This window comes from Streptomyces sp. NPDC048411 (genome assembly GCF_040704695.1).
Lineage (GTDB): Bacteria > Actinomycetota > Actinomycetes > Streptomycetales > Streptomycetaceae > Streptomyces.
Window position 1 is genome coordinate 1 of the sequence record NZ_JBEZKL010000139.1, and the last position, 19,128, is coordinate 19,128.

The 19,128-nt window shown below is 69.6% G+C and carries 19 protein-coding genes and 1 pseudogene; 10 read left to right on the top strand and 10 right to left on the bottom strand.

Going from position 1 to position 19,128, the window contains the following annotated elements; all coding sequences use genetic code 11:
• Positions 1–242 precede the first annotated feature (242 nt).
• On the bottom strand, positions 243–1,415 hold the full coding sequence (locus AB0915_RS32380) for a methyltransferase domain-containing protein (protein WP_366694475.1): 1,173 nt from the start codon (positions 1,413–1,415) through the stop codon (positions 243–245).
• A gap of 866 nt (positions 1,416–2,281) precedes the next feature.
• On the opposite strand from AB0915_RS32380, the gene AB0915_RS32385 reads away from it, so the two are divergent.
• The 3 genes from AB0915_RS32385 (at position 2,282) to groL (ending at position 5,248) form a co-directional block, all read left to right on the top strand.
• A complete protein-coding gene (locus AB0915_RS32385) occupies positions 2,282–2,731 on the top strand; it encodes a hypothetical protein (protein ID WP_366694464.1) in 450 nt (149 codons plus the stop codon).
• Positions 2,732–3,213: 482 nt separating this feature from the next.
• Positions 3,214–3,522 carry a co-chaperone GroES gene (gene groES / locus AB0915_RS32390; RefSeq protein WP_003998759.1) on the top strand — a complete coding sequence of 103 codons (309 nt, stop codon included), beginning with the start codon at positions 3,214–3,216 and terminating at the stop codon, positions 3,520–3,522.
• Positions 3,523–3,622: 100 nt separating this feature from the next.
• On the top strand, positions 3,623–5,248 hold the full coding sequence (groL, locus tag AB0915_RS32395) for a chaperonin GroEL (RefSeq protein ID WP_327244799.1): 1,626 nt from the start codon (positions 3,623–3,625) through the stop codon (positions 5,246–5,248).
• A gap of 93 nt (positions 5,249–5,341) precedes the next feature.
• On the opposite strand, the gene AB0915_RS32400 is transcribed toward groL, so the two are convergent.
• The 6 genes from AB0915_RS32400 to AB0915_RS32425 form a co-directional block, all read right to left on the bottom strand.
• On the bottom strand, positions 5,342–6,037 hold the full coding sequence (locus AB0915_RS32400; RefSeq protein WP_366694465.1) for an ester cyclase: 696 nt from the start codon (positions 6,035–6,037) through the stop codon (positions 5,342–5,344).
• Positions 6,038–6,124: 87 nt separating this feature from the next.
• Positions 6,125–7,153: a hydroxyacid dehydrogenase gene (locus AB0915_RS32405; protein WP_366694466.1), complete on the bottom strand. Its 1,029-nt coding sequence runs from the start codon at positions 7,151–7,153 to the stop codon at positions 6,125–6,127.
• 46 nt (positions 7,154–7,199) lie between these two features.
• Positions 7,200–8,054 carry a carbohydrate ABC transporter permease gene (locus tag AB0915_RS32410; protein WP_366694467.1) on the bottom strand — a complete coding sequence of 285 codons (855 nt, stop codon included), beginning with the start codon at positions 8,052–8,054 and terminating at the stop codon, positions 7,200–7,202.
• The gene (locus tag AB0915_RS32415) at positions 8,051–8,944 is read right to left on the bottom strand and encodes a sugar ABC transporter permease (RefSeq protein WP_366694468.1); all 894 of its coding nucleotides are present in this window, start codon (positions 8,942–8,944) and stop codon (positions 8,051–8,053) included. Before AB0915_RS32415 ends, AB0915_RS32410 begins: the two co-directional genes overlap by 4 nt.
• Complete coding sequence (locus AB0915_RS32420) at positions 8,944–9,336, bottom strand: hypothetical protein (protein WP_366694469.1); 393 nt, start codon at positions 9,334–9,336, stop codon at positions 8,944–8,946. Before AB0915_RS32420 ends, AB0915_RS32415 begins: the two co-directional genes overlap by 1 nt.
• Before the next feature lie 162 nt (positions 9,337–9,498).
• Positions 9,499–10,584: a substrate-binding domain-containing protein gene (locus AB0915_RS32425; protein WP_366694470.1), complete on the bottom strand. Its 1,086-nt coding sequence runs from the start codon at positions 10,582–10,584 to the stop codon at positions 9,499–9,501.
• 387 nt (positions 10,585–10,971) lie between these two features.
• Here AB0915_RS32425 and AB0915_RS32430 point away from each other — a divergent pair.
• Both AB0915_RS32430 and AB0915_RS32435 read left to right on the top strand, forming a co-directional pair.
• Positions 10,972–11,136 (top strand): annotated as a pseudogene (locus AB0915_RS32430) (RNA-guided endonuclease TnpB family protein); the annotation flags it as partial.
• Positions 11,137–11,205: 69 nt separating this feature from the next.
• Complete coding sequence (locus AB0915_RS32435) at positions 11,206–11,397, top strand: hypothetical protein (protein WP_366694471.1); 192 nt, start codon at positions 11,206–11,208, stop codon at positions 11,395–11,397.
• 21 nt (positions 11,398–11,418) lie between these two features.
• On the opposite strand, the gene AB0915_RS32440 is transcribed toward AB0915_RS32435, so the two are convergent.
• Together AB0915_RS32440 and AB0915_RS32445 are read right to left on the bottom strand one after the other, a co-directional pair.
• Positions 11,419–12,192, bottom strand: coding sequence for an SDR family oxidoreductase (locus tag AB0915_RS32440; RefSeq protein WP_366694472.1), 774 nt, complete (start codon positions 12,190–12,192; stop codon positions 11,419–11,421).
• Between the two features lie 35 nt (positions 12,193–12,227).
• The gene (locus tag AB0915_RS32445) at positions 12,228–12,902 is read right to left on the bottom strand and encodes an MOSC domain-containing protein (protein WP_366694473.1); all 675 of its coding nucleotides are present in this window, start codon (positions 12,900–12,902) and stop codon (positions 12,228–12,230) included.
• 81 nt (positions 12,903–12,983) lie between these two features.
• On the opposite strand from AB0915_RS32445, the gene AB0915_RS32450 reads away from it, so the two are divergent.
• On the top strand, positions 12,984–13,874 hold the full coding sequence (locus AB0915_RS32450) for a LysR family transcriptional regulator (protein ID WP_358860550.1): 891 nt from the start codon (positions 12,984–12,986) through the stop codon (positions 13,872–13,874).
• Between the two features lie 90 nt (positions 13,875–13,964).
• Here AB0915_RS32450 and AB0915_RS32455 read toward each other — a convergent pair whose 3' ends face one another.
• Positions 13,965–14,297, bottom strand: a complete 333-nt coding sequence (locus AB0915_RS32455) for a WhiB family transcriptional regulator (RefSeq protein ID WP_358860549.1) — start codon at positions 14,295–14,297, stop codon at positions 13,965–13,967.
• 413 nt (positions 14,298–14,710) lie between these two features.
• Here AB0915_RS32455 and AB0915_RS32460 point away from each other — a divergent pair, with 413 nt between their 5' ends.
• From AB0915_RS32460 to AB0915_RS32475, 4 genes are all read left to right on the top strand, one after another.
• Positions 14,711–15,322 (top strand): response regulator transcription factor, encoded by a 612-nt coding sequence (locus tag AB0915_RS32460; protein WP_003948568.1) that lies wholly within the window; start codon positions 14,711–14,713, stop codon positions 15,320–15,322.
• A gap of 279 nt (positions 15,323–15,601) precedes the next feature.
• The gene (locus AB0915_RS32465) at positions 15,602–16,177 is read left to right on the top strand and encodes a sigma-70 family RNA polymerase sigma factor (RefSeq protein ID WP_366694474.1); all 576 of its coding nucleotides are present in this window, start codon (positions 15,602–15,604) and stop codon (positions 16,175–16,177) included.
• Between the two features lie 139 nt (positions 16,178–16,316).
• The gene (guaB, locus tag AB0915_RS32470) at positions 16,317–17,819 is read left to right on the top strand and encodes an IMP dehydrogenase (RefSeq protein ID WP_327244789.1); all 1,503 of its coding nucleotides are present in this window, start codon (positions 16,317–16,319) and stop codon (positions 17,817–17,819) included.
• A gap of 104 nt (positions 17,820–17,923) precedes the next feature.
• A complete protein-coding gene (locus AB0915_RS32475) occupies positions 17,924–19,048 on the top strand; it encodes a GuaB3 family IMP dehydrogenase-related protein (protein WP_030914322.1) in 1,125 nt (374 codons plus the stop codon).
• Positions 19,049–19,128: the final 80 nt, after the last annotated feature.

The following is a 19,128-nucleotide window of genomic DNA, read 5'->3' on the forward strand; positions in this document are numbered from 1 at the left end:
GCGACTCCGCTGGCGGCGTTGTCGTCGGTCACCGACGCTCCGCGTCGACTCCCTCCTCCGCCTTGCCATCGAAGCCGCACGACGCCGCTCGCTGACCCACTCCCTACCGCGGAGGAGGCCGTAACGGCCTGTCCCGCGACAGGGAGTGGGCTCCCGACGCCCTGCGACTCCTCCCCCAAGCTCTCGGCTTCGCTCGAGCGGGGAGGGGCCCTCTTCGGCGTTGTCCCTGTCGCGGGGGAGGCCTAAGACGTGCCGGGCTGCACGGGGTGGCCGATCAGCATGGTCGGCGCCCCGGCGACCCGGGTCAGGAACACCGTCGCCGCGTTGGGGCCCTGGAGCTTCATCTTCCTGCGCAGCTCCTCCGGTTCGACGGCCGAGCCCCGCTTCTTGACGGTCAGGACGCCGACCTTCCGCTCCCGCAGCAGCGCCTTCAGCTTCTTCATGTTGAAGGGCAGTTGGTCGGTGATCTCGTACGCGGAGGTGTAGGGGGAGTCGTACGGCTCGTCGCTCGTGACGTACGCGATCGTCTCGTCGACCAGCCGGCCGCCCGACCGCTCCACGATGTCGGCGACCAGATGGGCGCGGATGACGGCCCCGTCCGGCTCGTACAGATAGCGGCCCACCGGTCCGACAGGCGGGGCGGGCAGTGCGGCCGGGGCCGACAGGGTCGCGCCCGCCGGGAGCAGTGTGGCGCGGTACGAGCCCGGGGCGAACCCTTCGCCGAACCAGAGCACCGCCTCCTTCACATCGCCGTGGTCCGAGATCCACTCCGCCTCCGCCTGTGCCGGGATCGCCTCGTGCGGGATGCCGGGGGCGATCTTCAGCGCGGCGCGGGGGGCCGCCAGCGCGGCGCCGGTCGCCCAGGAGAGCGGCGGCGAGTACGCCTCGGGGTCGAAGATCCTGCCGCGCCCGCCGCGCCGGGCCGGGTCGACGAAGACCGCGTCGTACGCAGACGTGTCGACCTCGGTGACATCGGCGCAGCGCACCTCGATCAGGGTGTCGAGACCGAGTGCGGCGGCATTGGCGCGGGCCACCTCGGCGGTCAGCGGGTCGCGGTCCACGGCGAGGACGGAGATGCCCGCGCGGGCGAGGGCGAGGGCGTCACCGCCGATCCCGCAGCAGAGGTCGGCGACGCTGCGCACGCCCGCTTCGGCGAAGCGCCGGGCGCGGTAGGTGGCGACCGAGGTGCGGGTCGCCTGCTCGACGCCGTTCGGTGTGAAGAACATCCGGTACGCGTCCTCGGCGCCGAACTTCGCCACCGCCCGCTGCCGCAGCCGCGCCTGCCCCAGCGCCGCCGACACCAGCTGGGTCGGATGGCTGCGGCGCAGCCGGGTGGCGGTGGCGAGCTCCTGGGAGGGGTCGTAGGCCCGCAGCTCGGCGAGGAGTGCCGCGCCCTCGGGTGTGCGCAGGGCCATGAAGGCGGCGAGCGGGTCGGTCGGGTCGGTCGGATCGAAGGCGTTCACCGGCCCATTGTGAGCCAGCCGGGGGACCATGCGGGCCGGGCGGAGGTGTCGGCCGCAGTGGCCGAGCAGCCGCTGGCAGGATGCGAAACCATGCAGTTTGTACGACAAAAGGAAGATTTAACCGCATATGGGCATGGATCGGGCGTCATGCGGCGCAGGCCGGGCCGTGTGGTCCCGGCCGCACTCCTGGTCGCCGCAGCCGCGCCCGGCTGCGTCTCCGAGTCCGGCGGCGGGCCCGCCGCGGAGGACCATCACGGACAAGGGGTACGTCGCGGCCCGGCTGGAGGACTACGTATGAGAAGGGCGCACCGGATGCTCGCCGGACTGCTGGCAACCGGTGCGCTCCTGACCGCCACGGCGGGGTGCGCGCAGTCGGTCGACCCGATCGAACGGTTGGGCCGGAAGGCCGCGCAGAAGGTGAGCCGGCCGCACCGGACGCCGGGGCCGGGACCGGCGGCGGAGTCGGAGCGCCGGCAGGGTGTGCGGGGTGATCAGGGGGAGGCGGGGCCGATGGCCGTCGGCTCCTGCGGCCGGCCGGGGCGGCCGCCTGAGTCCGGGCCCCCGTGGTTGTCTCCGCCGCTGAGGCACTGGTGGCCCGACCGGTCGGGACCGTCCGGCGGAGCGGGAACCGGGACGGGGTGCGGCCGGCGGTAGTAGCCGAGGTGCCCGATCCGTGCCGCCGCGAGGCGCGGTGCGATCGCGGCGAAGGGCTGGACCGAGCCCGCCCGGGGCCGGTTCGCGCGCAGCGGCGCGACTTCACCGACATCGGGCCGGCCAACAGCGCCTTGGACCGACCGGCACGGTAGCGTGCTCCTGACATGCGCCGAGCCCTTCTCGCACCGCTGCTGGCGGCGGCCCTGACCGGATGCTCGTTCCTCGGCCAGGACACGCCGTGCACCGGGGCCGACGCGGACTCGCAGGTCTCCGCCGTGTGGCGGCCCGCCGACTTCGGCGGCCGGGACGCGGCGAGGATCCGGCTGTGCGTGGACGGCACCTGCGAGGAGCGGACGTCGGGCAGTCCCGGCGACCCGTTCGCCTCGCTGTCGGTCCAACTCCCCGACGACATCGGTGCGTCCACCGTGCCGGTGCGGCTCACCGTGACGTCCGCGAAGAGCGGTGACACGGTCGTCGAAGACAGCACCCGGGCCAGACCGGCGGAGCGGCACCCCAACGGCACGTCCTGCCCGCCCACCGTCTGGACGGCGACGTTCCGTGCCCACCCCGACAAGGGCCTCACCTCACCCGAGGGCATGAAGCTCCAGGGGTGAGCGACCCTATGCAAGCGCCCGTCCCCCCGGCAGCACCGGAGGGACGGGCGCTTCGCGCCGTTCGGGACCAGCCGTGGGTGGTCTCGGTTTCCCAGCCCTCGAACAGCTCGGGCAGCGCCTTGGGGTCGCGGTCGGGGTCGCGGTGCCGGCGGATGAAGGCGCGGGCGCCGACGCGGGGGCGTGACGTCCGGCATCTCCCCACCGTCGTACGGAACGGTGCGGTTCGTCCCTTCGTTCCCCGTGCGTCGTTCCGGTCGGAGCAGTCCGGTGCGGTGACGCCACGACCGGACTGAATTGGCACTCCGCTTGACCGAGTGCTAATCGCGGTCATAGTCTCAGCTCTGGCACTCCCCACTGGAGAGTGCCAGCAGTACTGTGCGACCGGCAGGTCCGGCACCCGCGACGACGGACCCACCTGATCGCCACCCCAGACAGTTAACCCCGCAGTTAACCCCGAGATCTCCGAAGGGGGAGGCCGGATCGTGACGACCACCAGCTCCAAGGTTGCCATCAAGCCGCTTGAGGACCGCATTGTGGTCCAGCCGCTCGACGCCGAGCAGACCACGGCCTCTGGCCTGGTCATCCCGGACACTGCCAAGGAGAAGCCCCAGGAGGGCGTCGTCCTGGCCGTGGGCCCGGGCCGCTTCGAGAACGGCGAGCGCCTGCCGCTCGACGTCAAGACCGGTGACATCGTGCTGTACAGCAAGTACGGCGGCACCGAGGTGAAGTACAACGGCGAGGAGTACCTCGTCCTCTCGGCTCGCGACGTGCTCGCGATCATCGAGAAGTAATTCACACACGTTTGCTTCCGTTCTGCGCCCCTGGTCCCCTGCGAGATAACAAGCCGGGCGGTCAGGGGCGCAGTTCGTTCGAGAGGACAGTTCAGCTCCCATGGCGAAGATTCTGAAGTTCGACGAAGACGCCCGTCGCGCCCTTGAGCGCGGCGTCAACAAGCTTGCCGACACGGTCAAGGTGACGATCGGCCCCAAGGGCCGCAACGTCGTCATCGACAAGAAGTTCGGCGCTCCCACCATCACCAACGACGGTGTCACCATCGCGCGCGAGGTCGAGCTCGACGACCCGTACGAGAACCTCGGTGCCCAGCTGGTGAAGGAGGTGGCGACCAAGACCAACGACGTAGCGGGTGACGGCACCACCACCGCCACCGTGCTGGCCCAGGCGCTCGTCCGCGAGGGCCTGCGCAACGTTGCCGCGGGCGCTTCCCCGGCCGCCCTGAAGAAGGGCATCGACGCCGCGGTCAAGGCTGTGTCCGAGGAGCTCCTCGCGACCGCCCGCCCGATCGACGACAAGTCCGACATTGCCGCCGTGGCCGCGCTCTCCGCGCAGGACTCGCAGGTCGGCGAGCTCATCGCGGACGCGATGGACAAGGTCGGCAAGGACGGCGTCATCACCGTCGAGGAGTCCAACACCTTCGGTCTGGACCTCGAGTTCACCGAGGGCATGGCCTTCGACAAGGGTTACCTGTCCCCGTACATGGTGACCGACCAGGAGCGTATGGAGGCCGTCCTCGACGACCCGTACATCCTGATCCACCAGGGCAAGATCGGCTCGATCCAGGAGCTGCTCCCGCTGCTGGAGAAGGTCATCCAGGCCGGTGGCTCCAAGCCGCTGCTGATCATCGCCGAGGACGTCGAGGGCGAGGCCCTGTCGACCCTGGTCGTCAACAAGATCCGTGGCACCTTCAACGCCGTCGCGGTGAAGGCCCCGGGCTTCGGTGACCGCCGCAAGGCCATGCTCGGCGACATCGCCACCCTCACCGGTGCGACCGTCATCGCCGAGGAGGTCGGCCTCAAGCTCGACCAGGCCGGTCTGGACGTGCTGGGCACCGCCCGCCGTGTCACCGTCTCCAAGGACGACACGACCATCGTGGACGGCGGCGGCGAGCCCGGCGACGTCAAGGGCCGGGTCAACCAGATCAAGGCCGAGATCGACGCCACCGACTCCGACTGGGACCGCGAGAAGCTCCAGGAGCGCCTCGCGAAGCTGGCCGGCGGCGTGTGCGTGATCCGCGTCGGTGCCGCCACCGAGGTGGAGCTCAAGGAGAAGAAGCACCGTCTGGAGGACGCCATCTCCGCGACCCGCGCCGCGGTCGAGGAGGGCATCGTCTCCGGTGGTGGCTCCGCTCTGGTCCACGCCGTCAAGGTCCTCGAGGGCAACCTCGACAAGACCGGCGACGAGGCCACCGGTGTCGCGGTCGTGCGCCGCGCCGCGGTCGAGCCGCTGCGCTGGATCGCCGAGAACGCCGGCCTCGAGGGTTACGTCATCACCTCGAAGGTCGCCGAGCTCGACAAGGGCCAGGGCTTCAACGCCGCGACGGGCGAGTACGGCGACCTGGTGAAGGCCGGCGTCATCGACCCGGTCAAGGTCACCCGCTCCGCGCTGGAGAACGCCGCGTCCATCGCGTCGCTGCTGCTGACGACCGAGACCCTGGTCGTGGAGAAGCCGGCCGAGGAAGAGGCCGAAGCCGGTCACGGCGGCCACGGTCACTCGCACTGACGCGCTGCCACCTCGGCTCACCGCCGTACAAGGCCCCCGTTCCCGCTGTTCAGCGAGGGGAACGGGGGCCTTCGGCTGTCCTGTGCCGTTGGATCAGTCGAGCGCGCGGAGCTGCCGCATCAGGCCGAGGAGATCCTCGTGCCACCAGCCTTCCTGGATCCTGCCGTCCTTGAACCGGAAGATCGTGGTGCCCGTCATGGTGCACTGCCTGCCCGTGGGGGCGATCCCCATGAAGTCGCCCTCGTGGGTGCCGGTCCAGGTCCACAGCGTCACGACATCGTCACCCTCGCAGACCTGCCGGTCCAGGCTGAAGGTGAAGTCGAAGGCCGCGCGCCATCCGATCACGTCGTCCTTCAGGGAGTCGGACCCGATCACCGTGTCCAGTCCCTTCGCGACGTCGTGGTCGATGTAGTCGGGGGCGAACACCTCGTCGATGGCTTCGAGGTTGCCCCCGACAGCGATCTCGTGGAAGAACCGGCGCGACAGTGTCTGGTTCAACTGTTCGTCACGGACCACATCGAGGTCGATGAAGGTGGGCATCCCGTCGCAGAGCGCCACCAGCTCCTGGAAGATCTGGTCGGTCTCCGGCAGCTTCGAGTTCGCCATCGCATCTTCGTACGAAGGGAATTCGACGATCTCGACGTAGTGGGACCCGTCGGAGCGGTCCTTGCCGATGAGGCTGTGCGTGGCCGTCCGGGTGCCCTTGGTCTGTGCGACCCATTCGTCCATGAGGCGGTCCATGTCGTCGAACCGCTCGGTCTTGCAGTCGATTACTTGTACGAATCTCATGGCGTCTCCCGGTCCTGCGGTCCGGATGGGATCCTTCCAGTTTAGAGGCCGCGCACATGGGTGGGGCAGAGGTCACCCGACAGGCTCTCAGGCCGAGTGCCGCAGGCTTCCGGCGTGCACGGGGTCCGCGAAGGGCAGACCGGACGCGAACCGCTCCATCTCGTCGAGTGCCTGGTCGGCCATCCGGTGCAGCTCGTCGCCCAGCGAGCCCGCGATGTGCGGAGTGAGCAGCACATTCGGCAGCTCGTACAACGGCGAGAGCGCGGGCGGAAGTTCGGGATCCGTCACATCCAGCACCGCGTGCAGCCGCCCGCTCCGCAGCTGGGGAAGCAAGGCGTCCTCGTCGATCAGCGACCCGCGAGCCGTGTTGATCAGCGTCGTGCCCGTCGCCATCGCCGCCAGCTGCGCCGCGCCGATCAGATGGCGCGTCTCCGGCAGCTGCGGCGCATGCACGGAGACGACGGAACTGCCTGCGCACAGCTCGTCCAGCGCCGCGAGCCGTACGCCCAGCCGGGCCGCCTCCGCCGCGTCGACGTACGGGTCGTACAGCAGGACGTCCAGGTCGAAGGGGTGCAGCAGCTCGATCACCCTTCGGCCGATGCGGGATGCGCCGATGATGCCGACCGTACGACGGTAGTTGCCGGAGCCGGCGAGCTCTTGGAGCCAGTCATGGCCGGTGCGCAGGGCGGCGTAACGCTGCGCGGTCTGCAGCACCCGCTTGCCCGCGAACAGGATCGCGGCAAGGGTGAACTCGGCGACGGGCAGCGCATTGGCAGAGGCCGCCGAGGTGACGGCGATCCCGCGTTCCCAGCAGGCGTCCGTGATGTGGTGCTTCACGGAACCGGCCGCGTGCACCACCGCCCGTAGCCGCGGCGCGCGCTCCAGCACCTCGGCGGTCAGCGGTGTCGCACCCCAGCAGGTCAACAGCACATCGGCCTCAGCGAGCGCGGCGGCCGTCTCCGGTGTCGGGTCGGCCAGGTCGTGGGCGACGAAGCGGGGATCCGTACGGGTGAGGGCGGCCAGTCGCGTGCGGTGGCGGTCGGCGAGGAGCCGGTCGGCGATGCCGGGGCCCATCGCCAGCAGGGCTTTCGGCCGGTTGTCAGTGGCGTGGTGCATGGTGGAACTCGGACTCCTCAAAGGGCTCTCAAGGGGCGGGTGACGGTCACTTGACGCTTCCGGCGGTCAACCCTGCCTTCCAGTGCCGCTGCAGGGAGACGAAGGCGACGATCAGGGGGATCACGGCGAGGAGGGATCCGGTGACGACGAGGGGATAGAAGCTCGGCTCGCCGTGGGTGTTGGTGTTCCAGGAGTACAGACCGAGGCTCAGCGGGAACAGCTTGCGGTCCGACAGCATCACGAGGGGGAGGAAGAAGTTGTTCCAGATCGCGGTGAACTGGAAGAGGAAGATGGTCACGAAGCCCGGCATGACCATGCGCAGCCCGATCGACCAGAAGACGCGCAACTCGCCGGCTCCGTCGATACGGGCGGCCTCCAGCGCCTCGTTCGGGATGTAACCGGCGGAGAACACCCGGGCGAGGTAGACCCCGAACGGGTTGACGAGGACTGGGATCAGCACGGACCAGTAGGTGTTGACCAGGCCGGTCCTGGACGCCAGGAGATACATCGGCAGGGCGAGCGCCGTGGTCGGGACCAGTACACCCATCAGCACCAGGCCGAACAGCGTCTCCTTGCCCCGGAATTCGTACGTGTCGAATGCGTACCCCGCGGCGACACAGATCAGCGAGCAGACGATGGCGCCGCCGCCCGCGTAGAGGAGGCTGTTGAGGTACCAGCGGAAGTAGATGCCGTCGCCGTAGGCGGCGAGGTTCGACAGGTTCTCGCCGAGGTTGAAGCCGTCGAAGGAGAACGCGTTGCCCGCGAGCAGATCACCGGTGTCCTTGGTGGCGGCGGTGACCAGCCAGACGAGGGGGAAGAGCATGTAGACGACCGCGAGGACCAGGAAACCGTTGACCGCCGTCCTGGACATCCAACGGCTCTTCGGAGCTGAGGAGTTCATGCCTTCCTGCTCTTCCGGCCGGTGAAGCGGGTGACGACGAAGGACAGCAGCGCGGCGGTGAGGGCCAGCAGGAGGGAGGCCGCGGCCGCGAGGCCGTAGTCGTTGCGTTCGAAGGCCGCGGTGTACGCGTACATGTTCGGCGTCCAGGTGGAGGAGACGGCGGATCCGGTGCCCTTGTTGAGGATCAGCGGTTCGGTGAACAGCTGCAGCGAGCCGATGACCGTGAACAGGGCGACCATCACGACGGAGGCGCGGATCAGTGGCACCTTGATGCTCAGCGCGATGCGCCAGGCGCCCGCCCCGTCGACCGTGGCCGCTTCGAGCACGGACCGGTCGATGGCCTGCAGCGCCGCGTAGAAGATCACCATGTTGTAGCCGAGCCACTCCCACAGGGCGATGTTGACAACGGACGGGAGCGCGCCCTCGGGGGAGAAGAAGTCGAAGCCGATACCGCCGGACTCCATGGCGCTGATGACCGGGCTGAGCTGCGGCGTGTAGAGGTACACCCAGATCAGCGCGGCGATGATGCCCGGCACGGCATGCGGCAGGAAGAGCGCGAGCTGAAAGAACCGGCGGGCGCAGGCCAGCGTGGAGTCCAGCAGCAGGGCGAGGGCGAGGGCCCCGATGAGCAGCAGCGGAATGTAGAAGAGGCAGTATCCGAGGAGTACGCCGAAGCCCTCGCGGAACGCCCGGTCGCCCAGCGCCGCCGTGTAGTTGTCGAGTCCGCTGAAGACGGTCTCGGTGCCGCCGAAGCCCAGGCCGGACTGTTTCTCGGTGAACAGGCTGAGCCAGACCGCGTATCCGATCGGCACCACCATCGCCAACGTGAACAGTACGAAGAAGGGTCCCAGCAGAATGCCGGCGGCTCCGGTCGTCCGGGCGCGCTTCATCAGCCTGCGTCCTCGACCTTCAGACCGCGCTTCTTCAGCTCGGCGACCGTGGCGTCATGGCCCGCCCTGACCGCGTCGGCGATCGTCGTGCCGCCGGCCGCGACCTTGCCGAACTGGTCCTTGATGGCGGTGTTCGTCGTGCCGGTCGTCGGACCCCAGGTCCAGTCGGGGCCGATGGACGTCGCCGCCTCCTCGAACACCTGGTAGATGTCCTCGCCGCCGTAGAAGTCCGCGTCGAAGGCTTTCTTCGCCACCGGGCGCAGCTCGGCCGCGGCCGGGAAGGCGCTCGACGTGCCGGACGCGATCCGGGCCTTGATGCCGTCCTCGGTGGTCGACATCCAGGTGGCGGCGCCGACGAGGGCAAGGGACGTTCTGCTCGAACTGCGGCTCACAGCGAGGCTCCTGAACAGGCGACGACATTGGCGTTGGCCGTGATCTTTGAACCAGTAGTGACCGAAGTCAAGAGCGAAAGATTGATTGATCGAAAAAAGATCACATGAGTTGCGTGCGGAAGCGGGAGGCGGGAGCTGCGGGAGGGGGCCGCGGGGGACGGGTTACGGGAGGGGGGAACCGCACGAGTCGCGGACCCGCAGCTGCGGCAGCAGCGTCAGATGGCGCCGCGGCGCGCCCGCATCCTCGCCGAGCCGTTCCACCAGCAGATCGGTGGCATGCCGGCCCACATCGCGCTTGGGCGGCGCCACCGCCGTCAGCGGTGTGTCCGCGAGCGCCGCCACCTCGTCGTCGTACGCGATCAGCGCCAGGTCGTCCGGCACCCGCACACCCAGCTCGGCCAGGCGCTGCACCACCTGGATCGCGTCCACGTCGTTATGGATCAGCGCCGCCGTGGCCACCCCCGAGACGACCGCCTCGCGCAGCGCCTGCACCGCCGCCTCGAAGGCCTCGGGAGCCAGCTCCGCCGGTACGGAATCGATCACGTCCTGCGGTGCGCGCAGCCCCAGCACGGCCAGTGCCTCCGTGTATCCGGACCGCACCGCGATCGCTGTCGGGGAGTCGGCACGGGCCATCAGCAGCGGCGCCCCGTGCCCCAGTTCCACCAGGTGGCGCACGGCGAGCAGTACCCCGTGGGCATGGTCCGAGCACACCCGGTCCAGGCCGTCCAGCCACGAGCCCGCGGCGGGCCGGCGCTCCAGCAGCACCGTGGGCACGGGCAGCGAGGCGATCCAGTCGCCGAACGCCGCCGGGTCGCCGGGATGCTGCCAGCCGGGCGCGATCAGCAGGCCCTCGGCGCCCGCCGAGAGCAGACCCTCGGTGCGCGCGTGGTCCTCCTCGGGCCGGTAGTCCGAGATCCGCAGGATCAGTCGGGCCCCGGCTCGGGCCGCCGCCTCGTGCGCCCCACGGATGACCTCGGCGAAGTAGTACGTCGCGGAGGGCGCGAGCATGCCGAGGACCAGGCCGCTGCCCGCGCCGGAGGCGGCACCGGTGGCCGCGTGGTCCTGCGGCCAGGAGACCGAGCCGTGCACCCGGTCCAGCAGGCCCCGGCCCGCCAGCTCCTCCACGTCCCGGCGCGCCGTGACGGGCGAGACGCCCAACTGGGAGGCGAGATCGGAGACCCGGGCCGAGCCTCGTTCCCGTACCAGCCCCAGCAGCCGGTCATGACGTTCAGCAGCAGTTTCGCGCACGGCAGCAGTCCCCTCGCAGTGATCCGACCCCGGGGTCGACCCTAGTCCAGCGTGATCGAACGATGGAAGTTTCGATCATTCAAACCTAGTCCATTGACGTTCGATCAATCCGAGTCCAGGATTCCGGCGATGCCGACTCGACCCTGACTGTTCGTACGGAGGAATTGTGAGACATCGCGTCACCGCCGCAGCGCTCGCGGCCCTGACTGCTGCCGCGGGGGCGACCGTCGCGGGCCAGGGAGCCGCACAGGCCGCGCCCACCGGCCGCACCTTCCCTGTCGACTGCTCTGCCGACCCGGCCGGTGCCACCGGCAGCAGGCAGCAACCGTGGACCGCCCCGGCCGAGGCCGGCGCCCGCACCTACGGCCCCGGCGACCGGCTGCTCCACCCGGGAGCCGGGAGAACCAGGCCGTGTTCGTGTGCAAGAACGCCGACCACAACGCATCGGTGAACGTCCTGCACCTGTACCGGACGGGCCTCGCGCTCGTTCCGGCTGCCGGAAGGGCAGTCGTCAGGCGCGCCCGTCGCGTCAAGCCCGCCACCGCAAGGTAGGCAGGAATCTCCCTCGCTCACGAGGGAGAGCACTTCTCCTTCGATCACAACGCGTTCCACGGCATCGACATGACCCGCCCCAACCCCGGCGGCACCACCGAGGACCCGAAGCTGCGGGACGACTTCCGGCTCGGCGACGGCTCGCCCGCCCCGGCCGCCGGAGCCGTCATCGAGAACAACGGCGGCAAGGACTGGTTCGGCAACGAGCTGAAGCCCGGCGCCCCCACCATCGGCGCGTACGCGGGCCGTGGCGTGAAGTAATCCGCTCACCGTCCGACCGCCCTACTGCGGACCGTACTTGCGGCCCGTCTTGGAGGTGACCCCTCCGAGCAGGCCGCGCGGGGCCACCTTCACCAGCCCCATCAGCGCCTTGTACCGCGCGTCCGGGATCGACACCGACTTCCCGCGCGCCAGATCCGCGAGCGCCGAGGCGACCAGCCTGTCCGCGTCGAGCCACATCCAGCCCGGGATGTTGCCGGTTCCCATCCCGGCGCGCTCATGGAACTCGGTCCTTACGAAGCCGGGGCACAGCGCCATCAGCCGCACCCCCGAACCGGCCAGGTCCTTCGCCGCGCCCTGGGTGAACTGAACGACCCACGCCTTGGACGCGCCGTACGTCCCGCGCGGTACGAACGCCGCCACCGAGGCCACATTGACCACCCCGCCCCGCCCGCGTTCCTTCATCCCCGCCGCGGCAGCCGAGGTCAGCCGCAGCACCGCCTCGCAGTGCACTTTCAGCATCTTCAGCTCGTCCGCCATCGACACATCCAGATAGCGGCCCTTGTTGCCGAATCCGGCATTGTTGATCAGCAGATCGACAGGCTGCCGGCGGTTCGTCAGCCGCGCCTCGACCGAGGCGATCCCATCGTCCTCGGAGAGGTCGGCGGTCAGCACCTCGGCCTCGATGCCGTGCCGGTCGTGCAGCTCGGTGGCCTGTTCCCGGAGCCGCTCGGTGCTGCGCGCCACCAGCACCAGGTTGTGCCCGTCGGCCGCGAGACGCCGCGCGAAGGCGGCCCCGATTCCCGCGGTCGCGCCCGTAATCAATGCAGTCGTCATACGCGGCACGTTAGTGCCCCGCACACCGCACTGACTCACTCGCCGGGTGCCTGCGACTCCACGTACTTCAGGGCGGCGCGCAGCGTCTCGGGATGCAGTGCGTCCCGGGCCCTGAGCAGCTCCGGCAGCAGGTCCCGTCGCGTCGTCGCCGCCAGGAACTGCATCCGTACGGTCACGTCGTGGTCCGGCCGGTGCACGATCTCGACCGGGTCCCCGGCGCGGATCTCGCCCGGCTCGATCACCCGCAGGTAGGCACCCGGAGCGGCCGCCTCCGTGAATCGCTTGACCCAGTGCTTCTCTCCGAGGTGGCCGGCGAACGTGCGGCACGGAATGCGGCCCGACGTCACCTCCAGGACCAGATCGGGTCCGATCCGCCAACGCTCGCCGATCCTCGCGCCGCTCACGTCCAGTCCGGCGGTCGTCAGGTTCTCGCCGAACGCGCCGTTGGCCAGCGGGCGGCCGAGCGAACGCTCCCAGGCGTCGAGTTCCTCGCGGGCGACGGCGTACACGGCCTGGTCCGAGCCGCCGTGATGGCGCAGATCGCACACCGCGTCCCCGGCCACCCCACTGCCGCCGCTGCCCTTGGGACCGGGATCGGTGACCCGCACCGGGCCGTCGGTCGGCTGCTTGCCGATCCCGGTCACGCCGCCGGCGGCGTCGGTGTAGTCGACGGCCTCGGGCCGCCCCGCATTCACAGTCAGCAGTTCCATGCAGCGAACGCTAGTGCTCTCATCCCCAAAGCCGCATGCGAATACTTCGCATGCGTCCCAAGCCGCCCTTATGGTTGAGGAGTGATCGAAGCCCGTCATCTCCGTGTCCTGCGCGCCGTGGCCGCCACCGGCTCGTTCTCCGCCGCCGCGCGCGAACTGGGCTGCACCCAGCCCGCGGTCAGCCAGCAGATGAAGGCCCTGGAGTCCTCGGCCGGCACCACGCTGCTGATCCGCACAGGTCGCGAGATGCGGCTCACCCAGGCGGGTGAGGCGCTGGTACGTCACGCGTCCGGCATCCTCGCCGGGCTGACCGCCGCCGAGGAGGAGGTCGCCGCGATCGCCGGGCTGCGGGCCGGCCGGGTCCGGCTCGTCTCGTTCCCCAGCGGCAGTTCCACTCTGGTTCCCGGGGCCCTGGCCGCGCTGCGCGCCGCCCACCCGGGGACGAGGGTCTCCCTGGTCGACGCGGAGCCGCCGCGCTCGGTCGAGATGCTCAGGGAGGGGGACTGCGACATCGCTCTGGCGTTCCGCTACGGCGCCTCGGGCGGCGAATGGGAGGACCTGGTCGTGCGCCCGCTGCTCACCGACCGGCTGATCGGCCTGGTTCCCGACGGGCACCGACTGGCGGGCGCGGACGCGGTGGGCATCGGTGAACTGGCCGATGAGTCCTGGATCGCGGGCTGCCCGCGCTGCCGCCGGCAGCTGGTGGAGGTCTGCGAGAAGTCCGGCTTCATTCCCCGGATCGACTTCGCCACCGACGACTACCCCGCGGTGATCGGCCTGGTCGGCGCCGGTCTGGGAGTGGCCGTGCTGCCGGAGCTGGCGATCGAGTCGGTACGTCCCAAAGGGGCCCGCACGGTGACGGTGGAGCCGGCGATCGAACGCGAGATCGTCGCGCTGACTCTTCCCGACCTGGCCCACGTTCCCGCGGTGGCAGCCACCCTGGACCAGCTGTCTCTGGCGGCCGCCCGCTAGGCCGGGGCCGGGGCATGCCGCTGGCCCGCCCCGCAGGCATGCGGTGCAGGAACGTTTCCTCTTTTGTTGTGCAAGGCGCGGAAGGATCGATCAACCGTGTCCGGACGGGGCGGCCATCCCTGTGGGTGCCGCCGCGATCAGCCGGTTGCGGGCCCGTCCCATGAGCTCCTCGCGCTCGTCCTCGGTCAGTCCGCCCCACACTCCGTAGGGCTCGCGCACTGCCAGGGCGTGCGCCGCACACTCGGCGCGCACCGGGCATCGCATGCAGACCTCTTTCGCCGAGTTTTCGCGGGCGCTCCGTGCCGCTCCGCGCTCACCTTCCGGATGGAAGAACAGCGAGCTGTCGACCCCACGGCAGGCCGCCAGCAGCTGCCAGTCCCACAGATCGGCGTTGGGTCCGGGAAGGCGGGAGAAATCTGCCATTGCTTGTCCCCTCGAAACCATCGTGGGTCGGAAACGTCGTTGTCGTTCGTCGTTGGACCGGTGCCCATGACCGTACATCTACGGTGCTAGTAGATGTAAATATGACTGATTGCGAATCTAGCCACAGACACCAGCAAAAGGGAAGAAAAGTGACTAAATGGGGCATACGTTCAAGTGAAGTTCGGTTGACGGCTTGACGATCCGCGCCGCTCTCCTCTGTGCACGGTCCCTCACGTAGAGTGCCGAACCCGCCCTGCGGGCCCGTAACTCTTTCGAGTGACCATCGTTGAGAGTGCGGAGGCGGTTGGCAGAAAAGGCGATCGGGCAGACGTCCGAGAGCGTCAATCGCACAGGTGACGACTTGTAACAGCCTGGAGGCTCAAGGTGACGCGCATCAGCTGCGGAGGACGGTCATGACATCCGTCCTCGTCTGCGACGACTCCCCGCTTGCCCGAGAGGCGCTCCGTCGCGCGGTCGCGACCGTGCCCGGCGTCGAGCGTGTGACGACGGCGGCCAACGGCGAGGAAGTCCTCCGCCGCTGGGGAGCCGACCGTTCGGATCTGATTCTGATGGACGTACGCATGCCCGGTCTGGGAGGTGTGGAGACGGTCCGGCGGCTGCTCTCCGCCGACCCCGGGGCCCGGATCATCATGCTGACCGTCGCGGAGGACCTGGACGGTGTCGCGCTCGCGGTCGCCGCCGGTGCCCGCGGATATCTGCACAAGGACGCCTCCCGCGCGGAGCTGCGGGCGACCGTCACCCAGGCGCTGGCCGATCCGACGTGGCGGCTCGCCCCGCGTCGGCTGCGGTCCGCCGAGATGGGTGCGGCGCCCACGCTCACCGCGCGTGAGATCCAGGTGCTGGAAGGGATGAGCCATGGCCGTTCCAACGCGGAGATCGGGCGCGAGCTCTTTCTCTCCGAGGACACGGTGAAGACGCACGCCAGGCGGCTGTTCAAGAAGCTCGGCGCCTCGGACCGGGCGCACGCCGTCGCACTCGGCTTCCGCTGGGGCCTGGTCCGCTGATGACCGGCCATGACCGGTAGCCGGCCGCTTCCCCGTCCGCACTTCGGCGGACGGGGTGACGGGGGCGGCAGGACGTCGATCGGCTGCTCGGCGGCCTCGGTATGTGACGCTTCCCGGCCGATGACGCATCCTTGAGATGTGGAGTTCCTCGGGAACGATTCGGTCGAGCGGAAGGGGAGGGCGCAGGACATGACTTCCGGCGCACCCGCTCATAACGCTTCGGTGCACAACTACGGACGCGGTGCCGCGGATGAGGCGGCGTCGGGGCACCATGGTCCGATGCGCGACGACGAGACGACGGGGATCGGTGCTCTGGTGCACCGCGCCGTCGACGGAGACGCCCAGGCCACCCATGATCTGCTGGCCCATGTCCACCCCCTCGCGCTGCGCTACTGCAGGTCCAGGCTGAACCGGTTGCCCGGTGATGCTCGCCACTTTGTGGAGGACCTGGCGCAGGAGGTCTGTGTCGCGGTGCTGATGGCGTTGCCGCGCTACAAGGACACCGGCAGGCCCTTCGAAGCTTTTGTCTTCGCCATCGCCGGCCACAAGGTCGCCGATCTGCAGCGGGCCGCGATGCGGCACCCGGGGTCGACGGCCGTGCCCTCCGACGAGATGCCGGAGCGGCCGGACGATTCACTCGGGCCCGAGGAGCGTGCGCTGCTCAGCAGCGACGCGGCCTGGGCCAAGAAGCTCCTCGCCAATCTTCCGGAGAACCAGCGTGAGCTGCTCGTTCTCCGGGTGGCGGTCGGTCTGACCGCCGAGGAGACCGGACAGATGCTCGGCATGTCGCCGGGTGCGGTCCGGGTTGCTCAGCACCGCGCGCTGAGCAGGTTGCGCGCCCTCGCCGAGCAGTAGAGCGGCGTCGGTTTTCCTCGTACGCAGGTTCCGTACGAAGCTACAGAACCTCTAGGTGATCTTGATCGTGGAATGAGACACCCCCGGAGGCCGTTAGCATGGACATCCGCACCGATCAAGGCCATTTGGGGAAGGTGTCATGACTGCAAACGTCGACGGAGTGCCCGAGAAATTCGCGACGCTCGGGCTGACATACGACGACGTGCTGCTGCTGCCCGGCGCATCCGAAGTGCTGCCCAACGCAGTCGACATCTCGTCCCGCATCTCGCGCAACGTACGCGTGAACATTCCGCTGCTCTCCGCGGCGATGGACAAGGTCACCGAGTCCCGAATGGCCATCGCCATGGCGCGGCAGGGTGGCGTCGGTGTGCTGCACCGCAACCTGTCGATCGAGGACCAGGTCAACCAGGTCGACCTCGTGAAGCGCTCCGAGTCCGGCATGGTGACCGACCCGATCACCGTGCACCCGGACGCGACGCTGGCCGAGGCCGACGCGCTGTGTGCCAAGTTCCGTATCAGCGGCGTCCCGGTGACCGACCCGGCGGGCAAGCTGCTCGGCATCGTCACCAACCGCGACATGGCGTTCGAGTCCGACCGCAGCCGCCAGGTGCGCGAGGTCATGACGCCGATGCCGCTCGTGACCGGCAAGGTCGGCATCTCCGGCGTCGACGCCATGGAGCTGCTGCGCCGTCACAAGATCGAGAAGCTTCCGCTGGTCGACGACGCGGGCGTCCTTAAGGGCCTCATCACGGTCAAGGACTTCGTGAAGGCCGAGCAGTACCCGAACGCGGCCAAGGACGCCGAGGGCCGCCTCCTCGTCGGCGCGGCCGTCGGCGCCAGCCCCGAGGCACTGGAGCGCGCGCAGGCCCTGGCCGGGGCGGGCGTGGACTTCCTCATCGTCGACACCTCGCACGGACACAACAGCAACGCGCTGAACTGGATGGCGAAGATCAAGTCCAGCGTCGGCATCGACGTCATCGGCGGCAACGTCGCGACGCGTGACGGCGCGCAGGCCCTGATCGACGCCGGTGTCGACGGCGTCAAGGTCGGCGTGGGCCCCGGCTCCATCTGCACCACGCGCGTGGTCGCCGGTATCGGCGTCCCGCAGGTCACCGCGATCTACGAGGCCGCCCTCGCCGCCCGCGCGGCTGGCGTCCCGGTCATCGGCGACGGCGGTCTGCAGTACTCCGGCGACATCGGCAAGGCGCTCGCCGCCGGTGCCGACACGGTCATGCTGGGTAGCCTCCTCGCGGGCTGCGAGGAGTCTCCCGGCGAGCTCCTCTTCATCAACGGCAAGCAGTTCAAGTCGTACCGCGGCATGGGTTCCCTCGGGGCGATGCAGTCCCGCGGGCAGGGCCGCTCGTACTCCAAGGACCGCTACTTCCAGGCCGACGTGGCCTCGGACGACAAGCTCGTGCCCGAGGGCATCGAGGGCCAGGTGCCCTACCGCGGCCCGCTGGCCAACGTGCTGCACCAGCTCGTCGGCGGCCTTCGCCAGACGATGGGCTATGTGGGCGCCGCCTCCATTGACGAGATGGAGACCAAGGGCCGCTTCGTCCGCATCACGTCCGCGGGTCTCAAGGAGAGCCACCCGCACGACATCCAGATGACGGTCGAGGCACCGAACTACAGCAGGAAGTAACGCATCACCACAGGTGAGGGGCGGTCCGGGCGTACCGGGACCGCCCCTCAGCCGTGTGTCGGGGATACTGGGAACGCAGACGTAGAAGGAAAGGCCACATCATCGTGACTGAGATCGAGATCGGGCGCGGCAAGCGCGGCCGCAGGGCGTACGCATTCGACGACATCGCCGTCGTTCCGAGTCGTCGCACCCGCGACCCGAAGGAGGTCTCGATCGCCTGGCAGATCGACGCCTACCGGTTCGAGCTGCCGTTCCTGGCCGCACCCATGGACTCCGTGGTCTCCCCGCAGACCGCGATCAGGATCGGCGAGCTGGGCGGCCTCGGCGTCCTCAACCTCGAGGGCCTGTGGACCCGGCACGCCGACCCGCAGCCGCTCCTCGACGAGATCGCCGAGATGCCCGTGGAGTCGGCGACCCGCCGCCTCCAGGAGATCTACGCGGCCCCGATCCAGGAGGAGCTGATCGGGCAGCGCATCAAGGAGGTGCGCGACTCCGGTGTCGTCACCGCCGCCGCGCTCTCGCCGCAGCGCACCGCGCAGTTCTCCAAGGCAGTCGTCGACGCAGGTGTGGACATCTTCGTCATCCGCGGTACGACGGTCTCCGCCGAGCACGTCTCGGGTGCGGCCGAGCCGCTCAACCTCAAGCAGTTCATCTACGAGCTGGACGTCCCGGTGATCGTCGGCGGCTGCGCCACGTACACCGCGGCCCTGCACCTGATGCGTACCGGCGCGGCCGGTGTCCTCGTCGGCTTCGGCGGCGGCGCCGCGCATACCACGCGCAACGTCTTCGGTATCCAGGTCCCGATGGCGACCGCGGTCGCCGACGTGGCCGGGGCCCGCCGCGACTACATGGACGAGTCCGGTGGCCGGTATGTGCACGTGATCGCGGACGGCGGCGTCGGCTGGTCCGGCGACCTGCCGAAGGCCATCGCCTGCGGCGCGGACGCCGTGATGATGGGCTCCCCGCTGGCCCGTGCGACGGACGCGCCCGGCCGCGGCCGGCACTGGGGCATGGAGGCGGTCCACGAGGACGTGCCGCGCGGCAAGCTGGTCGACCTGGGCTCCGTCGGCACGACGGAGGAGGTCCTCACCGGCCCCTCGCACACCCCCGACGGTTCGATGAACATCTTCGGTGCGCTGCGCCGGGCGATGGCGACGACGGGGTACAGCGACCTCAAGGAGTTCCAGCGCGTCGAGGTGACGGTGGCGGACTCGCAGCACCGCCGCTGATTGTTGACGGACATACGGAAGGGGTCGACCCCCGCGGCAACACCACCGGCGCCTCCCCCGCCCAGTACACCACCACCTAC